We start from the raw sequence: 25,061 nt of genomic DNA on the forward strand, positions 1-25,061 counted from the left end.
TGTAAAATTTTTAGCAAAATATTTATATTTCATAGATCACTGTAAAACAAAAAAGGCTACAGCCATAATGGCTGTAGCCTTTTAGTTAATAGTACGTTAACTACTACATAGGGCTTATAAACCCAAATCAGCAGCTACTTTCTGTACCTTCTCTTTCAATTGAGTATATACTGCATCAAAATCCTCCTTGTTAGACAAAGGCTCGCTAACGCCCACGTAGAACTTGATTTTCGGCTCCGTACCGGAAGGACGCGCTGAAATTTTCGATCCGTCTGCCGTGAAGAACTGCAATACGTTGGATGATTCGATACCTAATTTTCCAGATTCAATGGCTGTCGTTTCGCCCGTTTGGAGATTTTTGCGGGTCAAGGCCTTATAATCATCAACCCGAACCACCGCCGAACCAGCAATTTCCTTCGGCGGATTGCTGCGGAAATCAGCCATCATCTGCTGAATTTCTTCTGCCCCGCTTTTACCTTTCTTGGTAATGGAGACTAGTCCTTCGTAGTAGAAGCCATATTCCTGATACATTTCCATTAACAAGTCGAACAGGCTCAGCCCTTTGTCTTTGGCGTAAGCAGTCAGTTCAGCAATCATGGCGCAGGAAGCAATTGCATCTTTATCGCGAACGAAATCACCGATCAGATACCCGTAGCTTTCTTCACCACCGCCAATAAACTGCTGCTGCCCTTCCAGCTCACGAATAACTTGTGCGATGTATTTAAAGCCCGTCAGCGTGTTGTAGCACGTAACGCCATATGTTTCGCACATTTTATCGATGAGATCCGTGGTCACAATCGTCTTGGCAACAAATTCCTTACCCGTCAGTTTCCCGGCATCTTTCCAGGCCCGAAGCAGGTAATAGATAATCAGGCTGGCCATCTGGTTGCCGTTCAGCAACTCAAAATTACCGTGGTGGTTCCGCGCTCCGGCACCAACGCGGTCGGCATCGGGGTCGGTCGCCATGACCAGATCCGCGTTGATGGCTTCGGCTTTTTCCAACGCCAGACGCATGGCATCGCGCTCTTCGGGGTTCGGGTAAACCACCGTTGGGAAATTACCGTCGGGCGTAGCCTGTTCCTCAACGATAGAAACCTGCTCAAAACCCAGCGCTTTCAGCACGCGCGGCACCAGCGTAATACCTGTTCCGTGAATCGGTGTATAAACAATGTTCAGGTCTTTCTGCCGGGCAATTACGTCTGGATTGACGGCATTTGATTTGATCCGCTCGACGTATACCGAATCGATTTCCTCCAGAATTTCGTGAATCTTCGACGGATCGCCTTCAAACTTGACGTCGTCAATCGACGTAATTTTGTTGACTTCGGTAATGATGTTTTTGTCGTGTGGCGCTACCACCTGACCACCGTCGTTCCAGTACGCTTTGTAGCCGTTATATTCCGGCGGGTTGTGCGAAGCAGTCACCACGATACCGCTCTGGCAACCCAGCTGACGGATGGCAAATGACAATTCCGGCGTTGGCCGCAGTTCGGAGAACAGATAAACCTCAATGCCGTTGGCCGAGAAAATATTGGCGGCGATCCGGGCAAATTCCGGGCTCATCCGGCGGCTATCGTGCGCAATGGCTACTTTGATGGCTTCGCCCGTAAACGCCTGATTCAGGTAGTTGGCCAATCCCTGCGTGGCTGCACCGACCGTATAGCGGTTCATGCGGTTGGAACCAATGCCAATGAGGCCCCGCAATCCACCGGTTCCAAACTCCAGATCCTTGTAGAAAGAATCAATTAGTTCTGTTGACTCGTTACCATCAATTAATTTTTGAATCGCCGCTTTGGTATCAGCATCGTAATTACCGTTTAGCCAACGGTCTATTTTTTCTTGCGTAGAGGAGTCAATCGCAGTAGACATACGAAAAATGATTTGCGTTTAATATGTTCGCCAAAGTTACATTCTTCTTTCAGGTTGCCAAATCCAATAAATAAGGAAGTATAGCTATTCTTTTAAGACAGAAAATATTTATCGAATAACAATAAATTTTTATTGCTAAGCTAAAGTATTTTGTTCTACTTTGCTAGTACGAATAATGCCTCTACCCTTATGAAAACCAGCCGTCTGATCAATTTTCTACGAAACGTTTTTTCAGGATTGTATTACCTGACCATCGGTGCCACACTCGCCCTTCTAGTCGTTCCTACTTTGCTTCATTGGGGCCAGAGCGAAAAGGAAGAGGGCAATGCCCGGTTTACCATCGACATACCTTACCGGGGTATTCTCCAGGCTGATGACCATTTTTCCCCTGGCAAATCCAGGCTACAGATTAGCGATCACCCAAGCGCTGACCTAACTGTACCAAACCAGCAGAATGAATACAATGTCGAGTTTCAGGTAAGCAGTTTTCAGGAGTTCTTGCAGCTTCCTCGCTTTGTTCAGGCCTTCGTGGTCTTCTTTTTTCTACTGACCGTGGGCGGCTTTCTACGGGTTACTTACCTACTTAGACGACTTTTCGAGGACTTTTCCGAAGGCGAGGTATTTAGCGTTATTCAGATAAAGCGGATCAAAACGCTGGGCTGGACGCTGGTTGGTCTGTTTCTGCTCAGTAGTGTCTTTACCAATGTCAACCATTACTACCTCACTCGCTATCTTGAAGAACACAATTACGAGGTTTTCATGCCCATCGGCATTCCATTCGTTTTCCCGGATAACTGGCTTCTGCCGCTGACTGGCCTAATCCTGCTAGCCTTAAGCCATATTTTTCTGTATGGTCTTACGTTGCAACGCGAAACCGAGCTAACGATCTAAACGCCATGAAGACCAATCGCCTAATCAACTTCTTGCACTACATTTTTCGGACTCTCTATGGGGCTAGCTTTTTTCTTGGCATTCTTTTTTTGATCATCATCAGCCCACTGTGGAGTGAGGGTCTCTGGCGTTGGAAGCTAAGTAAATACGTTCTGCCCACCAACGGTTCCCGAATCCTGCACGATTCAGCTGGCAGATCAAACGATATGGTTCCCTGGCTCACCCTTCGGGATAAGTCGAACAGTTTTCCGTATAAGCTTTTGCTCCAAGATGATACCTATACTTTACTGGATTCCAACAGCCATGTCATCTGGGAAAAACCGGAAGACTCATTGCTACAGGAACCCGATAGCATCCAGCAATTGATCGCCAGCAGTTTGCTGATGTCAAAAAAGCAGCAAGAAGCGGAGATCGATTCTATCTTGCGCGTTGAACCAGAGATTTACATCGTACGAACGCCCAAGCGGTATTACAAACTGGAGCCTAATGCTTCATCTGGGTTTCAATTACGGATGTCGAGTGGTAGCGTCCCTTTTCCGAATGATAGCAGAGCTGATTTTATGGATTGGGATATTGCGCCAAAGCCCTGGCAATACACGATTCAGCAAATACCCAATGTTCTCGTGCACCGGGATGCCGAATTTTCCTCGGGTAAAGACTATTATTTACACTTCCGTTACCGGACCTGGCAAGAATTTAAAGCCAGCTGAAAGAAGAAAGTGAGCTAACGATCTAACCACCGACCATGCCCATAATTGTAAACGTTGATGTCATGATGGCCCGGCGAAAAATGTCGCTTACGGAATTAGCCGAAAAAGTTGGCATCACCCTGGCCAACTTGTCGATCCTGAAAACCGGAAAAGCCAAGGCCATCCGCTTCGAAACGCTGGAAGCCCTCTGCAAAGCCCTGAACTGCCAGCCGGGCGACCTGCTGGAATACGTTGAAGAGCCCGCCGAGCCGGTTGAGCAGGCATAAAACTATAAGATTAGGAAGGGAAGCCAGAAAACGCCGTCGCCAATCCAGCGGTAGCGGTTATTACGCAGAAAATAAGTTGGGTAGCGCTGGATGGTATACAACACGGCACTCATAATCCCTTCGATAACTGCCGCCCGCTGCGTAAAATGATCGTCTGCAAAAAGGAAAACTGCCAGCGTCAATAGCAGGACGATGCTCATCAAAATCCGCAACGTCGCATCGGTTCGCTCGGCCCCCCAGATGGTAGCCATCGAAAAACTGCTTTCTGGGTATTCGTAAAATTCCATGAGGGAAAAAAGAAGGATATTTTGCAGCGCAATCGCTAAAAAAGCAACGCCTAACCCAATTTCTCCCCAACTAATTACTGGTTTCATTACCCAGGCACAGCCCCAGATGGCGGCGGCATAAACCACCCCGACAATCGGCTCTTTCCAGATCAGAGCTGGATGCAGGGCCGGCAAACGAGCCACGCCCCAGATGTATAACCCACAAATGATGGCTAAAATAACACCTAAAATAAGCACAGGTTTGGGCAGCCAGAATAGCAAAACAGCCGACACAACGACCAGCCCAATCAGAATGCGAACCAGCCAGTTTTTCAATAAGCCATGAAAGCGATGGCGCGGCGTCAGCGGACCCCGAGCGGGCTGGTACGTAGCCACATCCAGCAGCCGGTCGGCAGCATAAATAATGAAGACACAAAAAGCCAGTAAAAGAGGAATTGCCCAGGCTTCGGGCTGGTGTCCGTCGGGCAGGCGGGCCGCCATGCGGTGCGATACCACCGCCCCAAGCGCCACATCCAGACTCAGCCAGTGTGCCTGTAGAAGTCGTTCCTGTATTTTATAAATGATACTCATCTGTAAACTCAAACTTCCGCCCGGTCGCCTCTACAGCTAATGTTCCTGAGGGAAGTCGTGTAATTCAATAACCAATCCGGCCATTAATTGTCTTAAGCCGGTTCAAAAGCGAGTCGTGGCTCTTTGTATTCGGTAATGTTGATGACATCGCCAACGCGCAGAACACCCGTTACATCCGCAATGCAATTTTCCCCAAAATATATTTTCCCGTTGGCCCGTCGATAGGTTGCCAGCGTCTTTAGCGGCTCTTTTCCTTTTTCGCCCGTTGCCGGATCAATGGTGGTTAGCACGCACCGGGCGCAGGGTTTTACGCCCCGAAACGCAATATCACCAATCGAAAACCGGCTCCAGGTATCTTCTTCGTGTGGTTGGCTGCCTTCAATAATCAGGTTGGGTCGGAAGCGGGTCATGCTTAATTCTTCCGGAATGCGGCGGTTCAATTCTTCGAGCGATGAAGCACCGATCATCAGATACGGATATCCATCGGCAAAACTGACTACATCGCCCGGCTGGGCATAGTCTTGATCGGCAGTCCGATGTGTTGTCTCCGGCATCCGCACTAACCGACAGGGGAACCCCAGCACGTGGCTAAACCACTGGTCGGCTTCGGCACTCACGACATTAGCAAGGATTGTATCGTCCCACACGGTCACCGATAAGATTTCGGTTGTCATTAGGTCGAGGGGCACTTCCAATGCATTGGCAGGCTCATTCCGGTGCCAGACGCGCAGCGATGAATCGGTGAGGGCCACATCAATGAGCGACATGGGAAAAATCGTCCGTTGCGTCAGAAATTTACCTTCCGGGGTCACCAGCATCCAACGGCGGTCATAGCGAAACCCGCGTTCTTCAACAATGGCTTCCGACAGCGCGATTCCTCCCAGCGATTTGATGGGATAAATGCGAATTTCTTTTAGAACAGGCATAAGTATGGTGGGATTTATCGGCAGCAAAGATAGGGGTTTGCGCGAAAAATATTAAAATTCCATGCGGGGCAGGGGGCTTACTTCCTGCGATGTAAAATCGCCTTTCAGGTACTTAAAATGAGCCGCCATCGCAATCATCGCCGCATTGTCGGTGCAGTATTCAAAGCGGGGGATATAGACGTTCCAACCTTGTTTTTCGCCCATTTCGGTCAGGGCTTTCCGCAAGCCGGAATTGGCCGATACACCCCCAGCCAGCGCAATTTCACGGATTCCGGTCTCCCGCGCCGCCCGCCGTAACTTGGTCAATAAAATCTGAACCAAGGTGTATTGAATGCTGGCACAAATATCAGCTAGATTTTCGTCAATAAAGGCGGGATTAAGCTTTGTCTGATCGCGCAGAAAATACAGAATTGCCGTTTTAATGCCACTAAATGAATAATCCAGGCCCGGCATTTCGACCAATGGAAACTTAAACGCGAGTGGGTTTCCCTGCTGCGCATACCGATCAATCAGGGGGCCGCCCGGATAGGGTAGATTCAGGAGCTTGGCCGTTTTGTCAAAGGCCTCCCCTACGGCATCATCGCCAGTCTGCCCAATGATTTCCATGCTCAGGTGATCGCGCACCAGCACAATCTGCGTATGTCCTCCGCTAACGGTCAGGCACAGAAACGGAAATTTAGGTTCGGGGGCTTCAATAAAATGCGCCAGCACGTGCGCCTGCATGTGGTTCACTTCAATCAGCGGAATGTCCAGCGCCAGTGCCAGCGCCTTGGCGAACGAGGCACCCACCAGCAGAGCGCCCAGCAAACCCGGCCCCCGCGTGAAAGCCACGGCACTTAGCGCGTTTTTTTGTATCTTTGCATCGGCCAATGCCTGTTCTACCACGGGTACAATTCGTTGCTGGTGCGCGCGCGAAGCCAATTCTGGCACAACACCGCCATACTGTTCATGAACGAGTTGCGTAGCTACAACATTCGATTGGATTTTACCGTTAACACAAATAGCCGCCGATGTCTCATCGCAGGACGACTCAATTGCCAAAATAATCATTCTACAAAGGTAACGGATAATAAAAATCAATGCTATTTAAACCACTGCCTAAGTTGTATTCTCTAAACCATACTTTTTGAGCATTATTATTCATTAATTCGTTGTACCTTATTTAATTATTCGTTCGTCTGCCGTAAATGCGTTCTTTCATCACTATATTCCTTAAAACACTGCTTTACACGCTTATCGTGGTTTTGCTGTTGTTAGGAACAGTGGTTATTGGGTTGCAAATACCGGTTATACAGACGAAAATTGCCCAGTACGCGGTAAAAAAAGTATCGACCGTTCTACAGTTTCCGGTCCGGATTGAGCGCGTTGCCATCCGCTGGTTCGATACACTTTCGCTCGAAGGGGTCAGCATCCAGAACCGTGACCAGCAACCGATGATTGATGTTGGACGCCTGGAAGTCAACTTCGACCTGAAAACCCTTATCGATAACCTCTCAACCAACGTTCATCTGGACGAGGTCCTGCTTTATCGTCCGGATGTCAAACTGAAAAAAAACGCTAAAACCGGTGATCTGAATATTGACGAGTTTATTGTCCGCATCAACGAACTGCTCAGCGATACAACCAAGCCGTCCATTCCAAACCAGAACGTACCTTTTACGATTGGCAAAGCCACGCTTCTCGAGGGTAAATTCACCTACGATGACCCCCGGGAGGGAAAAATGAAGGGGCGCGTTTTTGATTATAATCACTTCACGATTAATAATATCAGCTCCCGACTGGAGAATTTTTTGCTGCTAGGTGATACCATTTCGATGGATGTCAGCCGACTGAAAGGCATCGACCGCCAGGCGCAACTGCGTATCCACCAGATCAATACTAAATTTCTGTACTGCGCCAAGCAGATGCGGCTAGACGATTTGTACGCGCACATCAACGGCTCTACGGTTCGCAACAAACTCATTTTTGATTACAAGCAATTTTCGGCCTTTAATGAATTTAACGACGAGGTGACCATGCGGGTCAACCTGCGGAATTCGACGGTGCGGGCGCAGGACCTGATTCCATTTACAGACTACTTTGTTAGGAATTTTGACGTGGCCAAAGCACAGGGCGACTTTGTCGGAACGGTGCGGAATTTTAAATTTAAAAACGCCGACATTCAGTTTGGCAAAGGCAGCCGGTTGGTGGGCGACATTGCGTTTAAAGGCTTGCCGGATGTTGACCGCACCACGGTTGATTTCCAATTTAAGCCTTCTTCCGTTCAGCTCGCTGACCTCAAGCCCTACTACTCTGACCCGGATTTTGACCGGGTTATGCAGAAGCTGAAAATTCTGGACTTCAATGCTAGCTACGTCGGCAAGTTCACCGATTTCAAAACCAAAGGCACCTTCAAGACCGCGCTGGGAGCCGTTGCGGGTGAATTAGCGCTCAAGCTGGCGGGAGATAACGGGACATCTTACAGCGGCGATCTGCGGGTTAGTGATTTCAACGCCGGTGAGCTATTCGACGAGCAGGAACTCGTGCAACGCGTTGACGGACAAGCTAAATTCAACGGGCGTGGGCTAACGCTTGCTACCGGTCGTCTGGATCTTGATGGTCGCTTTAACCGCATCGGATTTAAAGAATATAATTACCGCAATCTGGCTGTCCGGGGAAACTTCCAACAGTCGTATTTTGATGGACACATTAGCGTGCGGGATACCAATCTTTCCATCAACCTTGACGGAGAATTTGACCTGCGTGGGGAAAAGAATCAATTTGATGTCCACGGGCTGGTGCAACGAGCCGACTTGCGGGCGTTGGGTTTTCTGGGCGATTCGCTCACCATTCACAGTGAAATCGACGCCCAGCTAATCGGGAACAAACTGGATGAATTGGTTGGCACGGCCCGCTTTCGGAACGGCTATCTGACACTGGGTAAACGGAGCCTGATTGTAGATACCCTGTCCGTTTATTCCGAACTGGAAGGCCGGGAGCGCACCCTCACCATCGACTCCGATTTGCTGCGGGGAACGTTGCTGGGTGATTATCAAGTAACCCAGGCCGTGGACGACCTTCAGCGACTCGTTAAGGAATATAGCCTGAATTTTGCGGGAGATGCCGCCGGAATGGCCACTTATTACCGCAACAAACGGCCCACAACGGCCGCGCCTTACAGCATCGATTACGCCCTGCTGCTTAAAAACATTCAGCCGTTATTTAATTTTCTTTACCCAGATTTATACATTTCGCCCAATACGCACCTATTCGGTCGGTTTACGGTTGGGCGGACATCGCTGCTTACGCTGAATGGCTTTGTCGATACCCTGAAAGTGGACGATTATGCTTTCTACAAATCGTCCATTGACTTGAACACGTCCAAATTCGTCAATTCGCCGGACGTTCTGGCATCGCTCATTTTCAACGCCAAACGGCAACAATTAGGGCCGCTGGCGCCTACAGAAGGGCTGGAAGCGGAAGCCTCCTGGGATGTTAATCACATTGATTTTACCAGTAGTTTGAAGCAGGTATCCAGTACGAACCGCGCCAACCTGAATGGTTCGCTTACCTTCAAGGGTGATGCCATTGATCTGGAGCTTCGTAATTCGCGGTTCCGGCTGCTGGACAGCCTCTGGACTGTTTCGCCGGATAATCTGATTCGGATTGTGGGCAATGATGTGTATGTGAATAACCTCGCTATTTCCAACCAGAATCAATTCATCGCCGCCAGTGGGAATATTTCGGGAGATACCGCGCAAACGCTAAAAGTTGAGGCACGGAATTTTTTGCTGCAAACCCTGAATCCGGTTTTAAACACCAACATTTCCGGAACCGCCAACGGAACGGCCAGCCTGCGCGACCTTTATGGCCTGAAGCTACTGGACGGTCAGATGCGGATTGACTCGTTAAAGTACAATAATTTTCTGGTCGGGAATGTCACCAACCGCAGTGTACTGGATCGATCCAACCGCGTCAATATCGAAGCAAAAATAAATCGGTACAATCGGGATGTAGTGAACGTGACTGGTTTTTACGACCCCAGCAAATCGTCCGAAACCCCGCTGAATTTGAAAGCCTCCCTGAACGGGGCCGATTTGCGCTTATTGGAGCCGTTTACAAAAGGCTATTTCTCCAATCTGGCAGGCTCAGCCGCCGGTGTCGTGACAATTTCGGGTAAGCCAACAGGTCCCTTGATGAACGGTTCTATTGATGTCAAAGGCGGTCGGGTACGCATTGACTACCTGAAGGCGGACATTGCCTTTGAGGATAAAATTTATTTCGAAGAACACGAGATTCGGGCCCGGCGCATGGAGCTAACCGACCCGGATGGCAACAAAGCCATTCTACGGGGCGGGGTGTATTTTCCGGATTACAACTATTTCCAGCTTGATCTGACGGCAGAAATGAAGAATTTCAAAATCCTGAATACGACCGCTAAAGACAATGAACTGTTTTACGGAACGGCGATTGCAACGGGCCGTGTCAACCTTTCCGGTCCCGTTGATAACCTAAGCATCAAGGCTGACGTAACCAGCAACCGGGGAACACGCATTTTCATTCCGCTTGACCAAGCGGTAAGTGTCAGCGACGAAAGTCTTATCCGCTTTATCAACGTAAAAGCGCCCGTTGACACCACCAAACACCCAGAGGTCGATATGTCGGGGATTAAGATGGATTTTAACCTATCCATCACGCCAGATGCTTATTGCGAAATCCAACTCGACCGGCAGACCGGCGATATTATTAAAGCCTACGGAAACGGCCAGATTGGAATGCGGATCGATACCAAAGGGGATTTTACCATGACGGGTACGTATGAGATTGAGCGCGGCGAATACACGTTTACCTTTGAAAACATCATTAACAAGAAATTCCAGATTCTGAATGATAGCCGCATTACCTGGACCGGCGATCCTTACGAAGCAATGGTTAACGTCAAGACGGCGTACACGCAGTTTGCTTCGCTAAAACCCCTGCTTCAGACAACGCCCACCACTGCTAATGCGCTTGACCAGAACCGCCGCTACCCCGTCGATTTGCTGATTGATCTGAAAGGTCGTTTACTGGCTCCTGAGATTGCGTATGATCTGAAAGTAAAGGAATATCCGCAGCAGCCTGATTTCCGGCAGGCGGTTACCGCTTTTGAATCGCGGCTTAAAAGCAACGAACAGGAACTGGGCCGACAGGTAAGTAGTATTCTGTTGTTCAGCCAGTTGTTGCCACCTGATGGTGGTTTCTTTGATCCTGCTACTACAGGAACGGGGGGCACTGTGGTTGGTTCTGGCGTAACTAATAGTTTAAGCGAGCTTATTTCCAACCAGTTAAGTCGTCTGGCTTCCACTTTAGACAAAAACCTCGACGTTGGCGTCTCACTGAATGGCCTGGACCAAAACCTGGTTAATAACCTGCAGGTGCGGCTCTCCTACCGCTTTAACGACCGTTTTCGGATAAGCCGGGACGGTGGATTTACGTACGGTCAGAACCAGACAAATGCCGCTAGTCTTCTGGGTGAGTGGACGCTGGAATATTGGGTTACGCCCGATGGCAAGGTAAAATTGAAGATGTACAACCGCAACCAGATGAACCAGCTGGCCACGCTCAGCACCATCGGGCCGGGTACGTTTACGACGGGTGGTGGCATGAGTGTTCAGTATACGCGCTCCTTCAATACCCTCTTTGGAAAGCAACCGGAACCGCCCCAACCCGGTATCCGTTCAGCGCAGCCGAACACGCCCCGCCGCACCTCTTCTGCCTCCAGCGACGCTTCGCTTTTGCAGGACCTCGACTTGTGATCTCTATAGATTCAACCATTGGGCTTTCTTGCTCTAATTTCTCACTCTTTTCAAACTTTCAGTAGGCTGCTCAGTTTTAGTGATACTTACCCAAGTACGCTTATTTTCATTCTGTATTTACGTTAAAACGATCATGGCAACTGAACTTAATAACGACCTGACCGAAGAGCCTACAACAGGGGCGCATTATCCAAGTGATATGGCAAACAGTGGGTACGGTGGCTCTGCTGCTGCGCCAAATGATGATGATGATCTGGATCTAGAAGATGAAGAAGCTCTGGATGATGATGACGAAGAATTCATCGACGACGAAGACCTTGAAGATGAATAAATAAGCTCGTTACTGGATAATAACCCATAAACACCAACACGATGGAATCCCAACAGGAACCGAACGAAGAAAACCAGGAAAATCCCGAAGATACGGCACCCGATAGCGAAACGCAGTCTTCCGCTGCCAGCTCGCGCGGTACCCGGGGCACCGACGATCATAAAGCGCCGAATGCACCAGCAGAAGGAGAGTAAACGAAAAGGGTCGCTTCGAAGCGACCCTTTCCATTATAAAGCGTTTAATAAAGTTTGACACTTAAGCTCCGTTTCGCGCCATTCTTTGGCTGGCACCGAGTCTTCTGTGATGCCCGCTCCCGCATACAGCAACCCTTCCCGTCCTTCCAGTTTCATGCAGCGCAGATTAACAAATAGATTGGTTTCGTGCCGCACATTCACCGGCCCGAGGTAACCGCTATATAATTCACGGTCATAGCCTTCGTTTGCCAGAATAAAATCAATAGCCTGGTCGCGGGGCATTCCACAAACTGCCGAAGTCGGATGCAGCAGTTGCAGCATCACGGTTGCCAGTTGCGGAAAATTAACGGCCTGTGTATCTACCGAAAAATCCGTTCTCAGGTGCAGCAGATTGCCCGCTACGACGGTTTTTGGTCCTTCTTCCGTAAATTCACGGAGCCGTATTTTTTTGAAACAGCTAATAATATACCGACAAACCAGGGCTTGTTCTTCAATTTCTTTCTGCGTCCATTGCGCCTCCGAAGGTCGTTTGAGCCGCCCTTCTGAATCATACGCCGACTGGGTTCCGGCCAGGGCTACCGTTCGGAAAATACCGTTTACATCTTGGCTAACCAACCGTTCGGGCGTGGCACCGAGCCAGATCTGGTTACGGTCGGGCAGGTAAATCGCCGAAACAAAAGCCGTTGGATAGGCCAGACAAAGCCGGTTGAAGAGATCAATCACATCCGGATACTGCGCAAAACGAATGGCTTTAGTCCGCGAAAGCACCACCTTGCGCATCTCGCCCCGACCCAGCATCCGCACCGCGCGCTGCACGATTTCCTCGTAGCGTTCCTGGTCGTGAATGGTAGGCGGCGTCAATCCCGATTTATCAGCTGACGGTGTAGGCTTGAGCGGTTGCGTCACTTTTTTCCAGAAAGGAGCAACCACAGGATGATCAGCGGCGTAGCGACTTTGCTCATTCTGAAGACTCCCTTCTTCTCCAAACTGCCAGTATAAATCAGCCTTCAGAAAAAGCGTCTGCTGGTTTTCAGAATTGATAAACGGGCTAACGGCAAAGCCCATTGGCAGCTCATCAAAATCCATGGCTGCGGCTTCTACTTTACCCGATGTATCAACAAGAAGTTCTTTGCTTTTTTGGTTTGGCAACCGCCAGAGAGCGGCAGCAAAGCCCGATGAACAGGCCGCCTGCCAAAGCGTATGCGGAGTGGGTACGGTGGTAACGATCGTTGAAGAAGTTTGGCGACTTTTCATTTACTACAAAAAACAGTAGAGTATATAGGGATAACAAGTCGATTCACGTTTTTATCCCATGAGCCAGAAATTTTTCTAGTTTATAGTTAAGGTCTAGGATTATTTCCGAATATCTACAACGGCCGTGGTTAGTCGGCTGATGCATACCAGCCTGTCTTCTTCGTCGGTGATGCGAATATCCCAGACATGGGTAGTACGGCCCCGGTGTATGGGCGTGCATTTGCCGTAGACCCAGCCTTCGCGCACGGATCGGATGTGATTGGCATTGATTTCAACGCCCACTGCCCGCTGCTCTTCTGGATTTTCCAGGGACAAAAAAGAAGCAATACTCCCCAGTGATTCGGCCAGCACAACCGAGGCTCCTCCGTGCAAAAGTCCGAAAGGCTGGTGCGTTCGCTCATCAACGGGCATGCGGGCAACAATAAAATCTTCCCCGATTTCGGTAAACTCAATCCCCAAAAGAGTTACAATTGATTTGTTATGAAAGGGTTTAAGTGATTCTAATGTCCATTTATGCTTCATCTTGTGCTTATTTTTTCGTAATTTTGCCCTCGTTTTCAGCCGGCCTTTATTCCGGTTCAACTTAGTCAGCAAAAGTAACAGCTTGAAACAAAAAAAAATATACCTGATTCGCCACGGAGAAACGGATTACAACCGCCGGGGGGTAGTACAAGGCAGTGGCGTTGATGCTGATTTGAACGCGATGGGTCGTGCCCAGGCGGCAGCTTTTTATCAGGCTTACCAGCACATTGCCTTCGATAAGATTTATACCTCGAAACTCAGACGCACACTCCAGTCCGTCGAGCAGTTTATTGAAGCAGGTATTGCCTACGAAAGCCACGAAGGGCTGAACGAGATTAGCTGGGGCCTGCGTGAAGGCAAAATGCCCAATAGCCTCGATAACGAATACTACCGGGATTTGATTAATAACTGGAACAACGGCAACACGGACATGCCAACCGAGCAGGGCGAAAGCCCGGAGGATGTCATGCATCGGCAGAAGCCCGTTATCGATCTCATCATTTCCCGTCCCGAAGAAAGTACGGTTTTGGTAGCCATGCACGGCAGAGCCATTCGGATTCTGCTGCCCTGGTTAATTGGCCAACCGCTTTCCACCATGGATCAGTTTGAACACAGCAACCTGTGCCTGTATATTCTGACCTATTCATACGAAACCTCTGAGTTTACCATTGAAGTCTCCAACGACAGCACGCACCTGATGACGCTGGTTGTTCCCCAGGCTTGATGCAAATAAATCATGCACAAGGCGTAATTTAAAGCTATCCAAGTGGCTTTTTTCATTACGCCTTGTGCATGATTCGTTTACCCTCTAAATTCCCCACCGGTGTAATAAACGCCTACATACATCCAAAAAATTGTATCTTCGACTTTTAGTAACTTTTATTGAGAGTCATGTAGACGATGTCGAAAAGGAAGACTTATTGGTTATGTCAAATAATCGGGTGGACCTCACTCGTGATGTTTGAATTTGGTGCTTATACACTTGAATATGGCTTTGTCCAGGAATATTTTTTTCTGGCTTTAGCCAATATATTGTTAGGAATTATTCTGACTCACCTTTACCGCCTTATGATTCAGCGGTGGAATTGGGTGCGGCTGCCTCTTATCCAGTTAATCCCACGCGTTCTTGCATCGGTTTTTGTGCTGTCGGCCATTATGACGATGGTCAATTTACCGATTGACCACGTTCTGGTTCCAGAAACGCTGGTGCACGAGCCTTTGATCATCATGGGTTATTTATTATCCTGGGGGAAAAGTATCCTGGCGTGGGTGCTGAGTTACACGGTCTACCTCTATACGGAGCAGAATCGGAACGCGGCCATTGAAACAATCCTGCTGAAAACGTCCATCCGGGAAACCGAGGCGAAAGTGCTTCGGTCGCAATTGAATCCGCATTTTGTCTTTAACGCCCTGAATAGCATTCGGGCGCTGGTGCTGGAAAACCCGTCTAAAGCGCAGCAGGGCATTACGCAACTTTCCAACATCCTGCGCAACTCGTTGCTGGCTGATCGCCGCAAAACGGTTGAATTACGGGAAGAGATAAAGACCGTTGAAGATTATCTGGAGTTGGAAAAAGTCCGGTATGAAGACCGTTTGAACGCGCGCCTGAAAGTTGACCCCAAAACCCATTATTTGCAGGTCCCACCCATGATGTTGCAAACGCTCGTCGAAAATGCCATCAAACATGGCGTTCAGAAGGCCATTGGCGGTGGATTTGTGGAACTGACAAGCTGGTTGGAAGACAATCTTCTTCACATCCGCATTCGAAATACAGGCGCACTGGGCGACACAGAAGCATCCAATGGATTTGGGTTAAAGAATACATCCCAGCGGCTGGAACTACTCTACGGTCCCGAAGCCAGTTTTCGGATCCGGCAGGAAACGCCCGATGTGGTGTGCGCCGATGTCGTTATGCCCATGCAATCAGACAGCATCTTAAAAAGAACAGACACACAGAAAGTAACTAGTTAGCATGAAAGCCCTTATTGTAGACGACGAACGGTTAGCCCGGAATGAACTGCGCCGCTTGCTGGACAACTTCCCCAAAATTGAAATCATCGGTGAAGCACCCAACGCCGACGAAGCCCTGAAACTGATTGATGAACTACAGCCTGAGTTGCTGTTTCTGGATATTCAGATGCCGGGTAAGAATGGCTTTGAGCTCCTATCATCTATTGAAGGAAAGTCGCCTGAGGTAATCTTCACGACTGCCTACGACGAATACGCCATCAAGGCTTTTGAATACAATGCGCTGGATTACCTGCTGAAACCCATTGATTTGCCCCGGTTATCGGAGGCCATTCACCGCGTTGAAGAGAACCAGCATCAGCACACGGAGCCAGAAGCTATCCCCCGCGAAAACACCCGGATGTTGGGCGAGAACGATCAGGTTTTTGTTAAGGATGGCGAAAAATGCTGGTTTGTCAAGTTGGGTAAGGTGCGGCTATTCGAGTCAATGGGTAATTACGTTCGCCTGCATTTCGACGACCAGAAGCCACTCGTTCTGAAGTCGCTGAACAGCCTGGAAGATCGCCTGGACCCCAACACGTTTTTCCGCGCTAACCGCAAGCACATCATTAATCTGCAATGGATTGAAAAAATTGAACCCTGGTTCAGCGGGGGCTTGCTTGTTAACCTTCGTGGTGGCGATAAAATTGAAATCAGCCGTCGGCAGGCCATTCGGTTTAAAGAACTGATGAGCCTTTAATACCTTCAAAGCACATTGTTTAGTGAACTGAACAGTGTGCTTTGCTCCTTTAATCGCCTCCAATCTCATTCAGAGCCGCCCTGGCTTTGTTATCCACACTGTTTTTGTACTCGTGTTTCTTAAAGCTAATGGCTTTCTGGAAATAGCGACGCGCCTGCGATACGTTCCGTTTCTGCTGATAGACGTAGCCTAGTTGCAAAGCCGCCGTGGCACCAAACGAAAGCTGGCTCTTTTCACTCAACGCAATGGCACGCTCAAACAAAGGTATGGCTTCGTCCATCTCCTCACGACGTTGCAGAATGCGGCCTTTTCGGTAATTAAATTCCGCCTTTTCAGCCAATAACGAGAAGTTTGCTTCCGTATAAGGCCGCAGCACAGCCAAAGCTGTATCCAGATACCCCCCGTCGGTAGCCAGCCGGGAGCGCATCAAGACTTTCTGGTTCGCCGATACGCCTTTTTTGAAATACAAATCCGCAAACTTTTGGGCTGCTTTATCGCCTTCCACCACCGATGCGCCCACGTTGGAAACCTGACGCAGCAACTGCACGCTCGCCGCATCGTCCCCCGGGTTATCGGTTAACCAGAAGCATAGAAACTGTTTGTAGTAGGTATCTTTCAGAAAATTAAGGCCCTTGTATTGGCCTAGGAAAAGCCGGTAGTGCTGATTAGCCTGTTGAAAAGCCCCTTTTTGCAGGAAAATTTCCCCTTTCAGGTATTCCGTAAAAGGGAACGGCAGGTAGTCGGGTCCCGTGGGCCGGTTTAGCAAATAAGGCAGGGCTTCTTCACTGCGTGCATCCTTCATCAGGATTGTTGTGGCGAAAAAATGCAGCATTAGATTGTCCGGATTTTCGCTCACAAACTGCTTTAAGTTCGTTACATCCGCATTATCAAATTTCAAGATATAAGCCTGAACAAGCAGCTCGATCAAGCGGGCTTCCGTACGGAAAAGAGCATCTTTGCGAGCCACCATCTGAATTTCCTGAATGCCTTGCTTCACATTTCCTTTCAACCCCAGCAGGTTTGTCACCCAGGTATAGCTTTCTGGTACAGAGCCAATTAAAATATGCAGTACCCCTAATGATTTATAGGTAGGCCAAAAATTTGGAAACTTTTTACGGTTTTCCTCCAATAGGCGATAGGCCCGAATGATATCCCAGGAGGCGCTTACCTCCTGCCCGAACTTTAGCTTGACAAACGCCCAATGCAGGCGTACTTCTGCCTGTAACAAACGCTGCCAGGGCGAATTAGCATCCAGATTACGAAGGGCGTCCAAACGCTGGTCTTCCCGCGCTTCGAAACGCGCAAAAGCCTTCCGATCATCAGAGATCAAAAGCGTAATCATGTCGGCATAATTGTCCAGATAGAGCGCCACGCCATTTCGACGGGTTACTTCCGGCGCAATGACACGCTGTGCTCCTTGAACTTTCAGCTTTAGAATATCCGCATAAGCACGCTGGAGAGCAGGCGTAAACTCAAAATCAGCAGCCAGAACAGGCGATATAGCTCCCGCAAGGCAAAAGAGCAGGAAAGCAATTAATCTTCTCATCGTACGCACAAGCAAACAAAAAAGGCTGCCATTGCTGACAGCCTTTTGACGTATCTTTTGAGTCTACCGGCGGCCCGACGAAACCTGCTCAGGAGCGCCTTCCACATCGGCAAAAATCCGTCCGCAATGTTCGCAGACAATGATCTTCTTTTTATCCCGAATGTCAGCCTGACGCTGCGGTGGCACCACGTTAAAGCAACCGCCGCACGCACCCCGCTTCACCATCACTACCGCCAAGCCGTTGAGGGCGTTATCCCGAATCTTGTTGTAAGATTTTAACAAGCGTTCTTCGATATGCGTTGCCTGCTGGTCACGGCTGTCGATCAGGGCTTTTTCTTCATCCTGGCTTTCAGAGGTGATCTGATTCAATTCCTGCATTTTGGCTTTCAAGTCCGCCTTACGCTCATCGAGCGCAGACTGCGTTGCCTTGATCTCCTCCTGCTTATTCCGGATTTTGAACGCCGACTCATTTGTTTTCTTATCAGCCAGTTCAATTTCCAACGTCTGAAGTTCTATTTCTTTCGAAATCGCATCGTATTCGCGGTTGTTCCGAACGTTCATCTGCTGATCCTTGTACTTGGTAATCAGCTTCTCGGAATCCTTCTTTGCATTCTTGTTCCGATCGATTTCTTCATCGAGCGTTTGAATGTCGTTGTTGAATTTTCCGATGCGAGTTTCGAAGCCAGCAATGTCGTCCTCCAGATCCCGAACTTCTTCGGGCAGGTCGCCACGGATTTTTTTTATCTCATCTAGCTGTGAGTCAATTTGTTGTAATTTAAGAAGTGCTTCTAGTTTCTGAGCAATCGTAAGTTCCATTCCGCGAAGGTTTTGCTGCTATGCGAAGTAATTCACCGGATTAGTGATCACTTCGGATAAAATTACCGCAAAATTAGGATTTTTTTTCAATAAATACTGAGAAATCAATTCTTTAGTGAACTGTTCGCTCTCATAATGTCCAACGTCAGCGATCACAATGCGTCCGTCAGCGTCGAAGAACTCATGGTATTTATAATCAGCGGTTACAAAAACATCCGCTCCTGCCCGAATCGCGTCGTTCAACAGAAAGCCTCCCGCTCCTCCACAAACGGCAATTCGCTTTACTTTCTGCCCGCGCAAAGGTGTATAGCGAATGACATTAACGGCCAGTGATTTCTTCAAATATGCCAGAAATTCAAGCTCTTGCATCGCTTGCGGCAAATCTCCGACGGCTCCAGACCCAACCTCCTGATTTTGATTGTCCAGCAAAGTTAAATAATAAGCTACTTCCTCATAGGGATGTGCCTTTTTGAGCGCCTTCAGAACCGAGTAGCGCTGCTGAACAGGCAAAATTACTTCAATGCGGTCTTCGTGAGCCTTCTTGTCTTCTCCCACGTTGCCCAGCACTGGATTCGCTCCATCTTCCCCCCGAAACGTACCCGTACCTTCCTGCTTAAAACTGCAATGGCTGTACTGGCCAATATGGCCCGCCCCCGCCTCATATAACGCATCTAGCACCTTTTGCGTGGCCGTTGCATACTGCTCGCCTTCTTTGGCATTCGGGACGAACGTGACCAGCTTCATCAGCACCTGGCTTTTCGGCGCAAGAATCTGTACATTTTCCAGATTCAGCTTCTCGGCAATTTTAAAATTTACCCCGCCCACCACACTATCCAGGTTGGTATGGCTAGCATAAATGGCAATATCCGCTTTAATGGCTTTAATCACCGTCCGTTCTACATAGCTGCGGCCCGTTAACTTTTTAAGCCCTTTAAAAACGATAGGATGGTGCGCTACGATGAGATTGCAACCTTTTGCGATGGCTTCATCGACCACGGCTTCCGTGGCATCAAGAGTAACCAGAACACCTGTTATTTCCGTTTCAGGATCGCCCACTAGTAACCCGGCATTGTCATAACTCTCCTGATAAGCCAGCGGAGCCCACTTCTCAAGAGAAGTCGCTATCTGTTTAATTTTCATGGGTACAGTTCTTAGTGAAAGCCATATCGTTCAGCTAGAATATCCAGATGGTGGCGCTCGTGCCCCGCAATGATCGAAAACATAGCCCGGGCCGAAACCGGGTGGCCATTGGCCGAGCCAACGCGTAGCTGTGCCTCTTCAGTCAAGCTACGGCCCAGCGCAATGGTTGCTGAGCGCACATGGTGATAATGCTCCAACAAACTTTCAAGGGACAACTCATCGAAGTTAGCCCCATCAACGTAGTCGTTTTCATCAAATCCGGGTAAGGGTACTTTTTCGCCTCTGGCAATGCACATAGCCCGGTACGCAAAGATGCGTTCTGTGTCGGTCATGTGTCCTAAAATTTGTTTAGGCGACCATTTTTTTTCAGCGTACCGGAAAATTAATTCAGCGCTCGACAATTTTTTGTATAAATTTTCTACTTGTTTTTTTTGCTGACTAAGGCAGTCAATAACGTTCTCATCATCAACCTTTTCGATGTAATTTGCAAAGTATTTCAGCTCTGGATATTCACCTATTTGCGGCTTTTTCATGAAAATTATTGCGTTTTTTCTCACAAAGGTATTGCAATATTAGAAAAAGCCTTTACCTTTGCACCACGATTTCAGAGAACGGAAACGCAAAATGAAGTCAAAAATAAGGTCCGGTAGTTCAGTTGGTTAGAATACATGCCTGTCACGCATGGGGTCGCGGGTTCGAGTCCCGTCCGGACCGCCAACACATCAAAGAGGCCTTTCCCGCTGGTAAAACACAGCGGGTTTTTCTTTTTTAGGCCATTCTGTAAAAGCCTTAATCTAGGTCACCCGTCTGCTTCACGTAGGTCATACCAACACAAATGACCGATAATACAATTGTTTGTTATAATCTTCATATGACACACTTCTAGGTTTAAACCTAAATTTTACTGTCATGCTAAAAAACCAATGGAATTGCTGTACTACTTTGCTCGGTCCAAAAAGGATAAACAGTACGGCACTATCAAGCTATCAGTTGTTATTCCTGGCCAAATAGAATCGGTTTACTCGACCGGTATTCAAATTGATCGGAAACTTTGGGGTGGAAATTTGCGCCGATTCGTGGAGAAAACGGATTGGGCCAAAAGACGAAACACTGAGCTACGTCAGATTGAGTCAGATGTCGAAGTTGTGCGGGATTTGTTGGTTATGGCTGGGTATGAATTAATGCCTGCATTGATTACAAAGGCTTACCGGAATTTAGCAAGTAGTAACCTGCCGTTAACGCTAGATAACATTACAGAAGCTCTTGGGGATTCGGCTAGGCCGGACCTGCAACTCATTGAAGCTATAGACTGGCTTATAAAGCACAAGCAAAAAGACATTAAAGATGAATCGACCGGAGATACTTACCGAGCCAGGCGAAAAAACTTTGTTAACTGGGTCCAGTCTATAAAACGCCCCAAGTTCTTAGCTTCTGATTTCAATGTAGAGAAAGCTTTGCTTTTTTGTGACTGGTTGCGGTGTCAACCCAATGGCAAAGGAGGCTTAATGAGTCAGAATCACGTAGCAAGGCATATTATATTTATAAAGGAGGCTATTGAAAAGACTGTAGGTCGTGGACTTGTTCGACAGGATCAAATTTCAAAATTTGTCTACAGTCGCAAAGAGGTAAAAGATTTACGTCATTTCAATCCCGACGAAGTTGATCTGCTTTACAAATTAGATATTGAATCTTGTTTCGCTGATCAGCAATTGGCTGAAAAGGTTATAATTGTCAGAGATCTATTCATTTTCTGTTGCTATACAGGCTTTCATTACGTTGACAGAAATGGCTTATCCGGCAATAATATCAAAATACGCAACGGGTCGCCTTGGATTTACAAGCAACGCGGCAAAACGGGTATAATGGCAAAACAGAAAATACACCCTGTTGCCCTAGATATTATTGATAAATATGGCGGCGTTGATTATTTGCCTAAGGTCAATAAGAATGACAATAATGACTGGTTAAAGTTATTGGAGTCCGCAGCAGGCCTTAAGATTGGGCTTAGTACGAAGATTGCCCGGAAGACTTTTGCCTATATGTGTCTTAATGTCTGGCATATTGATAAAGACACGGTAGCGGTGATGATGGGCCTGAAATCTCCAAGGCATATTTCCGATTACGCGGAGATTGACGAAAATAGAATTGAACACGCCATCAACTGGTAGCACTTGCGGGAGCAATCCCGCTTTTTTTGGCATTTTATTTTCATAATTACTTGTATATAGTTTGATTTTAGTTTGAAGTTAATTACTTTTGAATCATCAAATCACTTACAACTGCTACCAACATGCACTTACTCGAAAAATTCTACCTATCCTTTTTCTGCACTCTGGCGTTCCTGCTCCTTCTGGGAGCCTGCCTGAGTGATTCAGTCCTGACCCGTCCCGAAGAAGTGTTTCTGGTGTCTTACCTGCTGGCCACGGTGCGGGTGTTTGTGAAGGAGTTCAAGGCGGCACGTAACAAGGGAGTCAACAACAACTGGCGGTAAGATGAAATTCGAAAGCTACCACTATTACCCGATTGGTAGCGATCCGATCCCAGTTCAGTTGCCGGCGCTATTTGACACGAAGGATGGCGATTACCTGTATGTGTCTGTAACGGGAGTGCTGTATTATCTGAACACGGGTGGTGACTGGAAAAGGTTTGTGCAACTACCCGACCCGATCCGGTGGGTGCATCACAACAAAGTTGATCTGGAAGACATGCGCTGGGTCGCTCCGAAAGACTGGCCTGCGGATATTAAGCAACTTATTCAATCAAAGCAATAGCCATGAAAACGCAAATCGTCAACTACGAAGACAGCCTGGAAGACCGCATCATCATTGGCGTCGAACGGCTGGAACAGATCGGCAAGACTCGGCTAACGCTGGGCAGCGAAGGAGACACGAAGGCCGGCGACGAAGTCAAGGCCGACTTGTCCCGGCATGAAGTGCTGGCCCTGATTGGATTACTACAAGCCTCCATCGCGTCCTAAGCATACCTACTATTCAAAATCAAATCCATAGCATGAAACCAATTGAACTTACTGAATGCGCAGCCATCGAATTTGATCAAACCTTCATGGAGCGTGAGTTCGATCCCGAAAAGCTGACGACCATCGAACAAGAAGGTCTGACCGTGACAATGGGCGGGGCCGAAGTGCCGGGAACCTACCGCCTGATGAAAACCGATGAAGATTACATTTTTCGGATGATCCCGCAAGGATGGGATGATGGCTTTAATATATATCGAGTAAAGCGTTCAACTCTTACAGAATCAAATCCACAATGAAAGAACTATCCGCCGAGCAGCAACTGCTCATCAAAAAGCCACTCCCCGCCGAAGCGGTCAAGCCCCACCCGACTAAACAGGGGATGTCTACCATTAAAGCGATCTATGTCACCGAGCGGCTGAACGATGTTTTCGGCATCGGTAGCTGGGCACTGAAAACGCATTTACTCGCCACGGCCGGGGATGGGGCGCTGTTCACGACCCGCACCTACACCACTTCCAACGGGAAAGAGCGAACCGAATACTTTGCGGTTGCCAAGACGACGATTGAGGTACCCGAATACGGCATTTATTACGAGTGCATCGCCGGGGCATCGAATGATGACATGGGGGATGCGGCCAAAGGAGCGACGACCGATGGGATCACTAAAATCTGCTCCTACATCGGTATCGGCATTGATGTCTTCAAGGGCCAGCATGACCAAGCATTGAAACTGGAAGAAGCCCGGGTCAAGCTGGAAATCAGCAAGGCAGTGCTGGCCATCAAGAAGTGCGAAACGGTGGAGCAGTTGAAAGATGCCAAAGCCAAGTTCCCGGAGCATGTACTCAATAGCCGGGACTTTAAAGAGGCGGCAACGGAACGGTTCAATCAGATCAGTGCTAAACAGGCGGCGTGATGAAACCAAAATTCGGACAAAAAATAACCTTCAAAGAGGTTTTAACCCGCGTAACGATTCCGGCACCCGACTACGTCAGTCCACCTTTACGGGCATGGGTGCCCCGGCCAAAACCCGGTACGGGGATCATCATCGGAGTTCGCCAGCTTCAAAACGGGAACCTGTCCCGACCCCTTGAAGAAGAAGGGCGGCACCTGTTCAATACGGTGGACATCAAAGCTTATCTGGTAGCTTCTAACCTTCGGGATAAGCCGTTTTATGTCAGGGCCGATTCCGTGAGCCTGGAATGACCCCCGAAGCCTTGCAGCCCGGAACCACCTATTTCTACGTAGACGGGCTGCACATTACCCCAGTCGGCTACGTGGGACGGTCGCACTTGAAACCCAAACTATTCCGCTTCGAGAATCAGGATGCCAGAACTGTCACCATTGATGAAATGAGTCTTAGGCGGGTGTTTGATTCGGAGCTAGAAGCGCGGATGTGTCTTCGGGAGCTATTGACCGATGAGCATAACCAGAACGAAACCAAGATAACCTATCTGACAGAACTTCAAACCGATGAAAAGCAAGCTTTTAAAGGAACACGGCGCTCTGATGAACCATGTTCGGATAACGATAAACAAAGCAACCAAAAAGATAACGTGTCAGCATGAGCGCGTTCCGGTAGTTGCGTCTAGTGAAAAGGAATTGGTATACGAAATAGGTGGTCGTTTCTGTACACTTAAACGCAAAAAAGACCCCTACGCCAAGTACGACACGGTGCTTGGAAAGGCGAGTGTGCATGAGAACAAATGGAATAGCCGCTACATAGACGACGAATTAGTTGCGTACTGCTACTCTTTCCATTCCCAGAAGATAACCACGAACACCGTCAAAAAGGCACTCTTCGCCTTTATTCAACGGGAGTCCTATTTCTACAACAATCTGATTCCCCAGATTGAAAAAAGTATCAAAGAATCTCTGTAACCCCCTTACCACAATGAGACATTTCACACCCCTTTTCGTCCTACTGCTACTGTCAAACATCGCTGCGGCTCAGCTCGCGCCGGAACACCAGATTAGCCAGCCGCTACCGACGGGCGATCCAATCGCTTTCAATCAACCTCTAATCAATACGCCAATGGATTTTCAAAAAGATGCTCCCGGAACCAAGAACAACGATTCTTGCATTGAAAATGCCGCCGAAAACGAACCAATCTTCGTTTTGCGGGCGCAGGATGCTTCCAGCCCTAAAGTGATCCTACACTGGATTGCTAAGAACTTCGAAACCTGTCCCGATGATAAGCTGATTGATGCCTTCAATCACGCGATCAAGATGAAGAACTGGCCTGACCGGAAAAACGCGGACTAAGCTCATTGCCGCTTACTC

General features: G+C 48.4%; 29 protein-coding genes and 1 tRNA gene. 20 read left to right on the top strand and 10 right to left on the bottom strand.

Annotated elements, in window-relative coordinates:
* Positions 1–114: 114 nt before the first annotated feature.
* Positions 115–1,869, bottom strand: coding sequence for a phospho-sugar mutase (locus L0Y31_RS01355; protein WP_234735273.1), 1,755 nt, complete (start codon positions 1,867–1,869; stop codon positions 115–117).
* A 189-nt stretch (positions 1,870–2,058) separates the two neighbouring features.
* Between L0Y31_RS01355 and L0Y31_RS01360 the strand changes: the two genes are divergently transcribed.
* From L0Y31_RS01360 to L0Y31_RS01370, 3 genes are read left to right on the top strand one after another with little or no spacing between them, the layout of a single operon-like run.
* Entirely contained in the window at positions 2,059–2,760 is a 702-nt protein-coding gene (locus tag L0Y31_RS01360) for a DUF2975 domain-containing protein (protein WP_234735274.1), read from the top strand.
* A gap of 5 nt (positions 2,761–2,765) precedes the next feature.
* A complete protein-coding gene (locus L0Y31_RS01365) occupies positions 2,766–3,470 on the top strand; it encodes a hypothetical protein (RefSeq protein ID WP_234735275.1) in 705 nt (234 codons plus the stop codon).
* Between the two features lie 35 nt (positions 3,471–3,505).
* Positions 3,506–3,736 (top strand): helix-turn-helix domain-containing protein, encoded by a 231-nt coding sequence (locus tag L0Y31_RS01370; RefSeq protein WP_234735276.1) that lies wholly within the window; start codon positions 3,506–3,508, stop codon positions 3,734–3,736.
* 2 nt (positions 3,737–3,738) lie between these two features.
* On the opposite strand, the gene L0Y31_RS01375 is transcribed toward L0Y31_RS01370, so the two are convergent.
* The 3 genes from L0Y31_RS01375 to tsaD form a co-directional block, all read right to left on the bottom strand.
* Positions 3,739–4,593 carry a hypothetical protein gene (locus L0Y31_RS01375; RefSeq protein WP_234735277.1) on the bottom strand — a complete coding sequence of 285 codons (855 nt, stop codon included), beginning with the start codon at positions 4,591–4,593 and terminating at the stop codon, positions 3,739–3,741.
* 92 nt (positions 4,594–4,685) lie between these two features.
* A complete protein-coding gene (locus tag L0Y31_RS01380) occupies positions 4,686–5,519 on the bottom strand; it encodes an MOSC domain-containing protein (RefSeq protein ID WP_234735278.1) in 834 nt (277 codons plus the stop codon).
* 51 nt (positions 5,520–5,570) lie between these two features.
* A complete protein-coding gene (gene tsaD / locus L0Y31_RS01385; protein ID WP_234735279.1) occupies positions 5,571–6,569 on the bottom strand; it encodes a tRNA (adenosine(37)-N6)-threonylcarbamoyltransferase complex transferase subunit TsaD in 999 nt (332 codons plus the stop codon).
* Between the two features lie 137 nt (positions 6,570–6,706).
* Between tsaD and L0Y31_RS01390 the strand changes: the two genes are divergently transcribed.
* From L0Y31_RS01390 to L0Y31_RS01400, 3 genes are all read left to right on the top strand, one after another.
* Entirely contained in the window at positions 6,707–11,293 is a 4,587-nt protein-coding gene (locus L0Y31_RS01390; RefSeq protein WP_234735280.1) for a translocation/assembly module TamB domain-containing protein, read from the top strand.
* Positions 11,294–11,426: 133 nt separating this feature from the next.
* Positions 11,427–11,624 (top strand): hypothetical protein, encoded by a 198-nt coding sequence (locus L0Y31_RS01395; protein ID WP_234735281.1) that lies wholly within the window; start codon positions 11,427–11,429, stop codon positions 11,622–11,624.
* A gap of 41 nt (positions 11,625–11,665) precedes the next feature.
* Positions 11,666–11,818, top strand: a complete 153-nt coding sequence (locus L0Y31_RS01400) for a hypothetical protein (protein ID WP_234735282.1) — start codon at positions 11,666–11,668, stop codon at positions 11,816–11,818.
* A gap of 33 nt (positions 11,819–11,851) precedes the next feature.
* Here the strand turns inward: L0Y31_RS01400 and L0Y31_RS01405 are convergent, their stop codons facing one another.
* On the bottom strand, positions 11,852–13,072 hold the full coding sequence (locus L0Y31_RS01405; RefSeq protein WP_234735283.1) for an isochorismate synthase: 1,221 nt from the start codon (positions 13,070–13,072) through the stop codon (positions 11,852–11,854).
* A gap of 99 nt (positions 13,073–13,171) precedes the next feature.
* On the bottom strand, positions 13,172–13,594 hold the full coding sequence (locus L0Y31_RS01410) for a hotdog fold thioesterase (RefSeq protein WP_234735284.1): 423 nt from the start codon (positions 13,592–13,594) through the stop codon (positions 13,172–13,174).
* Positions 13,595–13,676: 82 nt separating this feature from the next.
* Between L0Y31_RS01410 and L0Y31_RS01415 the strand changes: the two genes are divergently transcribed.
* The 3 genes from L0Y31_RS01415 to L0Y31_RS01425 all read left to right on the top strand — a co-directional run bounded on the left by L0Y31_RS01415 (position 13,677) and on the right by L0Y31_RS01425 (position 16,301).
* Positions 13,677–14,318 (top strand): histidine phosphatase family protein, encoded by a 642-nt coding sequence (locus tag L0Y31_RS01415; RefSeq protein WP_234735285.1) that lies wholly within the window; start codon positions 13,677–13,679, stop codon positions 14,316–14,318.
* 176 nt (positions 14,319–14,494) lie between these two features.
* Positions 14,495–15,565, top strand: coding sequence for a sensor histidine kinase (locus L0Y31_RS01420; RefSeq protein WP_234735286.1), 1,071 nt, complete (start codon positions 14,495–14,497; stop codon positions 15,563–15,565).
* A 1-nt stretch (position 15,566) separates the two neighbouring features.
* Positions 15,567–16,301 (top strand): LytR/AlgR family response regulator transcription factor, encoded by a 735-nt coding sequence (locus L0Y31_RS01425; protein WP_234735287.1) that lies wholly within the window; start codon positions 15,567–15,569, stop codon positions 16,299–16,301.
* A 49-nt stretch (positions 16,302–16,350) separates the two neighbouring features.
* On the opposite strand, the gene L0Y31_RS01430 is transcribed toward L0Y31_RS01425, so the two are convergent.
* The 4 genes from L0Y31_RS01430 to L0Y31_RS01445 all read right to left on the bottom strand — a co-directional run bounded on the left by L0Y31_RS01430 (position 16,351) and on the right by L0Y31_RS01445 (position 20,336).
* Positions 16,351–17,847 (bottom strand): tetratricopeptide repeat protein, encoded by a 1,497-nt coding sequence (locus L0Y31_RS01430; RefSeq protein WP_234735288.1) that lies wholly within the window; start codon positions 17,845–17,847, stop codon positions 16,351–16,353.
* 63 nt (positions 17,848–17,910) lie between these two features.
* Positions 17,911–18,663, bottom strand: coding sequence for a zinc ribbon domain-containing protein (locus L0Y31_RS01435; protein WP_234735289.1), 753 nt, complete (start codon positions 18,661–18,663; stop codon positions 17,911–17,913).
* Between the two features lie 18 nt (positions 18,664–18,681).
* Positions 18,682–19,803 carry a Nif3-like dinuclear metal center hexameric protein gene (locus L0Y31_RS01440; RefSeq protein ID WP_234735290.1) on the bottom strand — a complete coding sequence of 374 codons (1,122 nt, stop codon included), beginning with the start codon at positions 19,801–19,803 and terminating at the stop codon, positions 18,682–18,684.
* 11 nt (positions 19,804–19,814) lie between these two features.
* Positions 19,815–20,336 (bottom strand): DinB family protein, encoded by a 522-nt coding sequence (locus tag L0Y31_RS01445; protein WP_234735291.1) that lies wholly within the window; start codon positions 20,334–20,336, stop codon positions 19,815–19,817.
* Positions 20,337–20,443: 107 nt separating this feature from the next.
* On the opposite strand from L0Y31_RS01445, the gene L0Y31_RS01450 reads away from it, so the two are divergent.
* The 11 genes from L0Y31_RS01450 (at position 20,444) to L0Y31_RS01500 (ending at position 25,043) form a co-directional block, all read left to right on the top strand.
* A tRNA-Asp gene (locus L0Y31_RS01450) sits at positions 20,444–20,520 on the top strand.
* Positions 20,521–20,726: 206 nt separating this feature from the next.
* The gene (locus L0Y31_RS01455) at positions 20,727–21,971 is read left to right on the top strand and encodes a site-specific integrase (protein WP_234735292.1); all 1,245 of its coding nucleotides are present in this window, start codon (positions 20,727–20,729) and stop codon (positions 21,969–21,971) included.
* Between the two features lie 122 nt (positions 21,972–22,093).
* A complete protein-coding gene (locus L0Y31_RS01460; protein ID WP_234735293.1) occupies positions 22,094–22,294 on the top strand; it encodes a hypothetical protein in 201 nt (66 codons plus the stop codon).
* Between the two features lies 1 nt (position 22,295).
* Positions 22,296–22,574, top strand: a complete 279-nt coding sequence (locus L0Y31_RS01465) for a hypothetical protein (RefSeq protein ID WP_234735294.1) — start codon at positions 22,296–22,298, stop codon at positions 22,572–22,574.
* A gap of 2 nt (positions 22,575–22,576) precedes the next feature.
* The gene (locus L0Y31_RS01470) at positions 22,577–22,780 is read left to right on the top strand and encodes a hypothetical protein (RefSeq protein WP_234735295.1); all 204 of its coding nucleotides are present in this window, start codon (positions 22,577–22,579) and stop codon (positions 22,778–22,780) included.
* A 32-nt stretch (positions 22,781–22,812) separates the two neighbouring features.
* Positions 22,813–23,076 (top strand): hypothetical protein, encoded by a 264-nt coding sequence (locus L0Y31_RS01475; RefSeq protein ID WP_234735296.1) that lies wholly within the window; start codon positions 22,813–22,815, stop codon positions 23,074–23,076.
* Positions 23,073–23,693 (top strand): hypothetical protein, encoded by a 621-nt coding sequence (locus tag L0Y31_RS01480; RefSeq protein WP_234735297.1) that lies wholly within the window; start codon positions 23,073–23,075, stop codon positions 23,691–23,693. The genes L0Y31_RS01475 and L0Y31_RS01480 overlap by 4 nt, the downstream gene beginning before the upstream one ends.
* On the top strand, positions 23,693–23,983 hold the full coding sequence (locus L0Y31_RS01485) for a hypothetical protein (RefSeq protein WP_234735298.1): 291 nt from the start codon (positions 23,693–23,695) through the stop codon (positions 23,981–23,983). The genes L0Y31_RS01480 and L0Y31_RS01485 overlap by 1 nt, the downstream gene beginning before the upstream one ends.
* Positions 23,980–24,345: a hypothetical protein gene (locus tag L0Y31_RS01490; RefSeq protein WP_234735299.1), complete on the top strand. Its 366-nt coding sequence runs from the start codon at positions 23,980–23,982 to the stop codon at positions 24,343–24,345. Before L0Y31_RS01485 ends, L0Y31_RS01490 begins: the two co-directional genes overlap by 4 nt.
* Complete coding sequence (locus tag L0Y31_RS01495) at positions 24,251–24,658, top strand: hypothetical protein (RefSeq protein ID WP_234735300.1); 408 nt, start codon at positions 24,251–24,253, stop codon at positions 24,656–24,658. The genes L0Y31_RS01490 and L0Y31_RS01495 overlap by 95 nt, the downstream gene beginning before the upstream one ends.
* Positions 24,659–24,671: 13 nt before the next feature.
* The gene (locus L0Y31_RS01500) at positions 24,672–25,043 is read left to right on the top strand and encodes a hypothetical protein (RefSeq protein ID WP_234735301.1); all 372 of its coding nucleotides are present in this window, start codon (positions 24,672–24,674) and stop codon (positions 25,041–25,043) included.
* The last annotated feature ends 18 nt before the right edge of the window (positions 25,044–25,061 follow it).

Origin of the sequence: Tellurirhabdus bombi (assembly GCF_021484805.1) — a bacterium.
Classification (GTDB): Bacteria; Bacteroidota; Bacteroidia; order Cytophagales; family Spirosomataceae; genus Tellurirhabdus; species Tellurirhabdus bombi.

Excerpts from the sequence above, each read along its gene's own strand:
- L0Y31_RS01355 (WP_234735273.1), bottom strand. The coding sequence starts at position 1,869 with ATGTCTACTGCGATTGACTCCTCTACGCAAGAAAAAATAGACCGTTGG.
- L0Y31_RS01460 (WP_234735293.1), top strand. The coding sequence starts at position 22,094 with ATGCACTTACTCGAAAAATTCTACCTATCCTTTTTCTGCACTCTGGCG.
- L0Y31_RS01365 (WP_234735275.1), top strand. The coding sequence starts at position 2,766 with ATGAAGACCAATCGCCTAATCAACTTCTTGCACTACATTTTTCGGACT.
- L0Y31_RS01360 (WP_234735274.1), top strand. The coding sequence starts at position 2,059 with ATGAAAACCAGCCGTCTGATCAATTTTCTACGAAACGTTTTTTCAGGA.
- L0Y31_RS01420 (WP_234735286.1), top strand. The coding sequence starts at position 14,495 with ATGTCGAAAAGGAAGACTTATTGGTTATGTCAAATAATCGGGTGGACC.
- L0Y31_RS01405 (WP_234735283.1), bottom strand. The coding sequence starts at position 13,072 with ATGAAAAGTCGCCAAACTTCTTCAACGATCGTTACCACCGTACCCACT.
- L0Y31_RS01400 (WP_234735282.1), top strand. The coding sequence starts at position 11,666 with ATGGAATCCCAACAGGAACCGAACGAAGAAAACCAGGAAAATCCCGAA.
- L0Y31_RS01455 (WP_234735292.1), top strand. The coding sequence starts at position 20,727 with ATGGAATTGCTGTACTACTTTGCTCGGTCCAAAAAGGATAAACAGTAC.
- L0Y31_RS01430 (WP_234735288.1), bottom strand. The coding sequence starts at position 17,847 with ATGAGAAGATTAATTGCTTTCCTGCTCTTTTGCCTTGCGGGAGCTATA.
- tsaD (WP_234735279.1), bottom strand. The coding sequence starts at position 6,569 with ATGATTATTTTGGCAATTGAGTCGTCCTGCGATGAGACATCGGCGGCT.
- L0Y31_RS01445 (WP_234735291.1), bottom strand. The coding sequence starts at position 20,336 with ATGAAAAAGCCGCAAATAGGTGAATATCCAGAGCTGAAATACTTTGCA.
- L0Y31_RS01440 (WP_234735290.1), bottom strand. The coding sequence starts at position 19,803 with ATGAAAATTAAACAGATAGCGACTTCTCTTGAGAAGTGGGCTCCGCTG.
- L0Y31_RS01470 (WP_234735295.1), top strand. The coding sequence starts at position 22,577 with ATGAAAACGCAAATCGTCAACTACGAAGACAGCCTGGAAGACCGCATC.
- L0Y31_RS01490 (WP_234735299.1), top strand. The coding sequence starts at position 23,980 with ATGACCCCCGAAGCCTTGCAGCCCGGAACCACCTATTTCTACGTAGAC.
- L0Y31_RS01425 (WP_234735287.1), top strand. The coding sequence starts at position 15,567 with ATGAAAGCCCTTATTGTAGACGACGAACGGTTAGCCCGGAATGAACTG.
- L0Y31_RS01465 (WP_234735294.1), top strand. The coding sequence starts at position 22,296 with ATGAAATTCGAAAGCTACCACTATTACCCGATTGGTAGCGATCCGATC.
- L0Y31_RS01375 (WP_234735277.1), bottom strand. The coding sequence starts at position 4,593 with ATGAGTATCATTTATAAAATACAGGAACGACTTCTACAGGCACACTGG.
- L0Y31_RS01395 (WP_234735281.1), top strand. The coding sequence starts at position 11,427 with ATGGCAACTGAACTTAATAACGACCTGACCGAAGAGCCTACAACAGGG.
- L0Y31_RS01500 (WP_234735301.1), top strand. The coding sequence starts at position 24,672 with ATGAGACATTTCACACCCCTTTTCGTCCTACTGCTACTGTCAAACATC.
- L0Y31_RS01485 (WP_234735298.1), top strand. The coding sequence starts at position 23,693 with ATGAAACCAAAATTCGGACAAAAAATAACCTTCAAAGAGGTTTTAACC.
- L0Y31_RS01495 (WP_234735300.1), top strand. The coding sequence starts at position 24,251 with ATGAAAAGCAAGCTTTTAAAGGAACACGGCGCTCTGATGAACCATGTT.
- L0Y31_RS01435 (WP_234735289.1), bottom strand. The coding sequence starts at position 18,663 with ATGGAACTTACGATTGCTCAGAAACTAGAAGCACTTCTTAAATTACAA.
- L0Y31_RS01390 (WP_234735280.1), top strand. The coding sequence starts at position 6,707 with ATGCGTTCTTTCATCACTATATTCCTTAAAACACTGCTTTACACGCTT.
- L0Y31_RS01410 (WP_234735284.1), bottom strand. The coding sequence starts at position 13,594 with ATGAAGCATAAATGGACATTAGAATCACTTAAACCCTTTCATAACAAA.
- L0Y31_RS01370 (WP_234735276.1), top strand. The coding sequence starts at position 3,506 with ATGCCCATAATTGTAAACGTTGATGTCATGATGGCCCGGCGAAAAATG.
- L0Y31_RS01475 (WP_234735296.1), top strand. The coding sequence starts at position 22,813 with ATGAAACCAATTGAACTTACTGAATGCGCAGCCATCGAATTTGATCAA.
- L0Y31_RS01480 (WP_234735297.1), top strand. The coding sequence starts at position 23,073 with ATGAAAGAACTATCCGCCGAGCAGCAACTGCTCATCAAAAAGCCACTC.
- L0Y31_RS01380 (WP_234735278.1), bottom strand. The coding sequence starts at position 5,519 with ATGCCTGTTCTAAAAGAAATTCGCATTTATCCCATCAAATCGCTGGGA.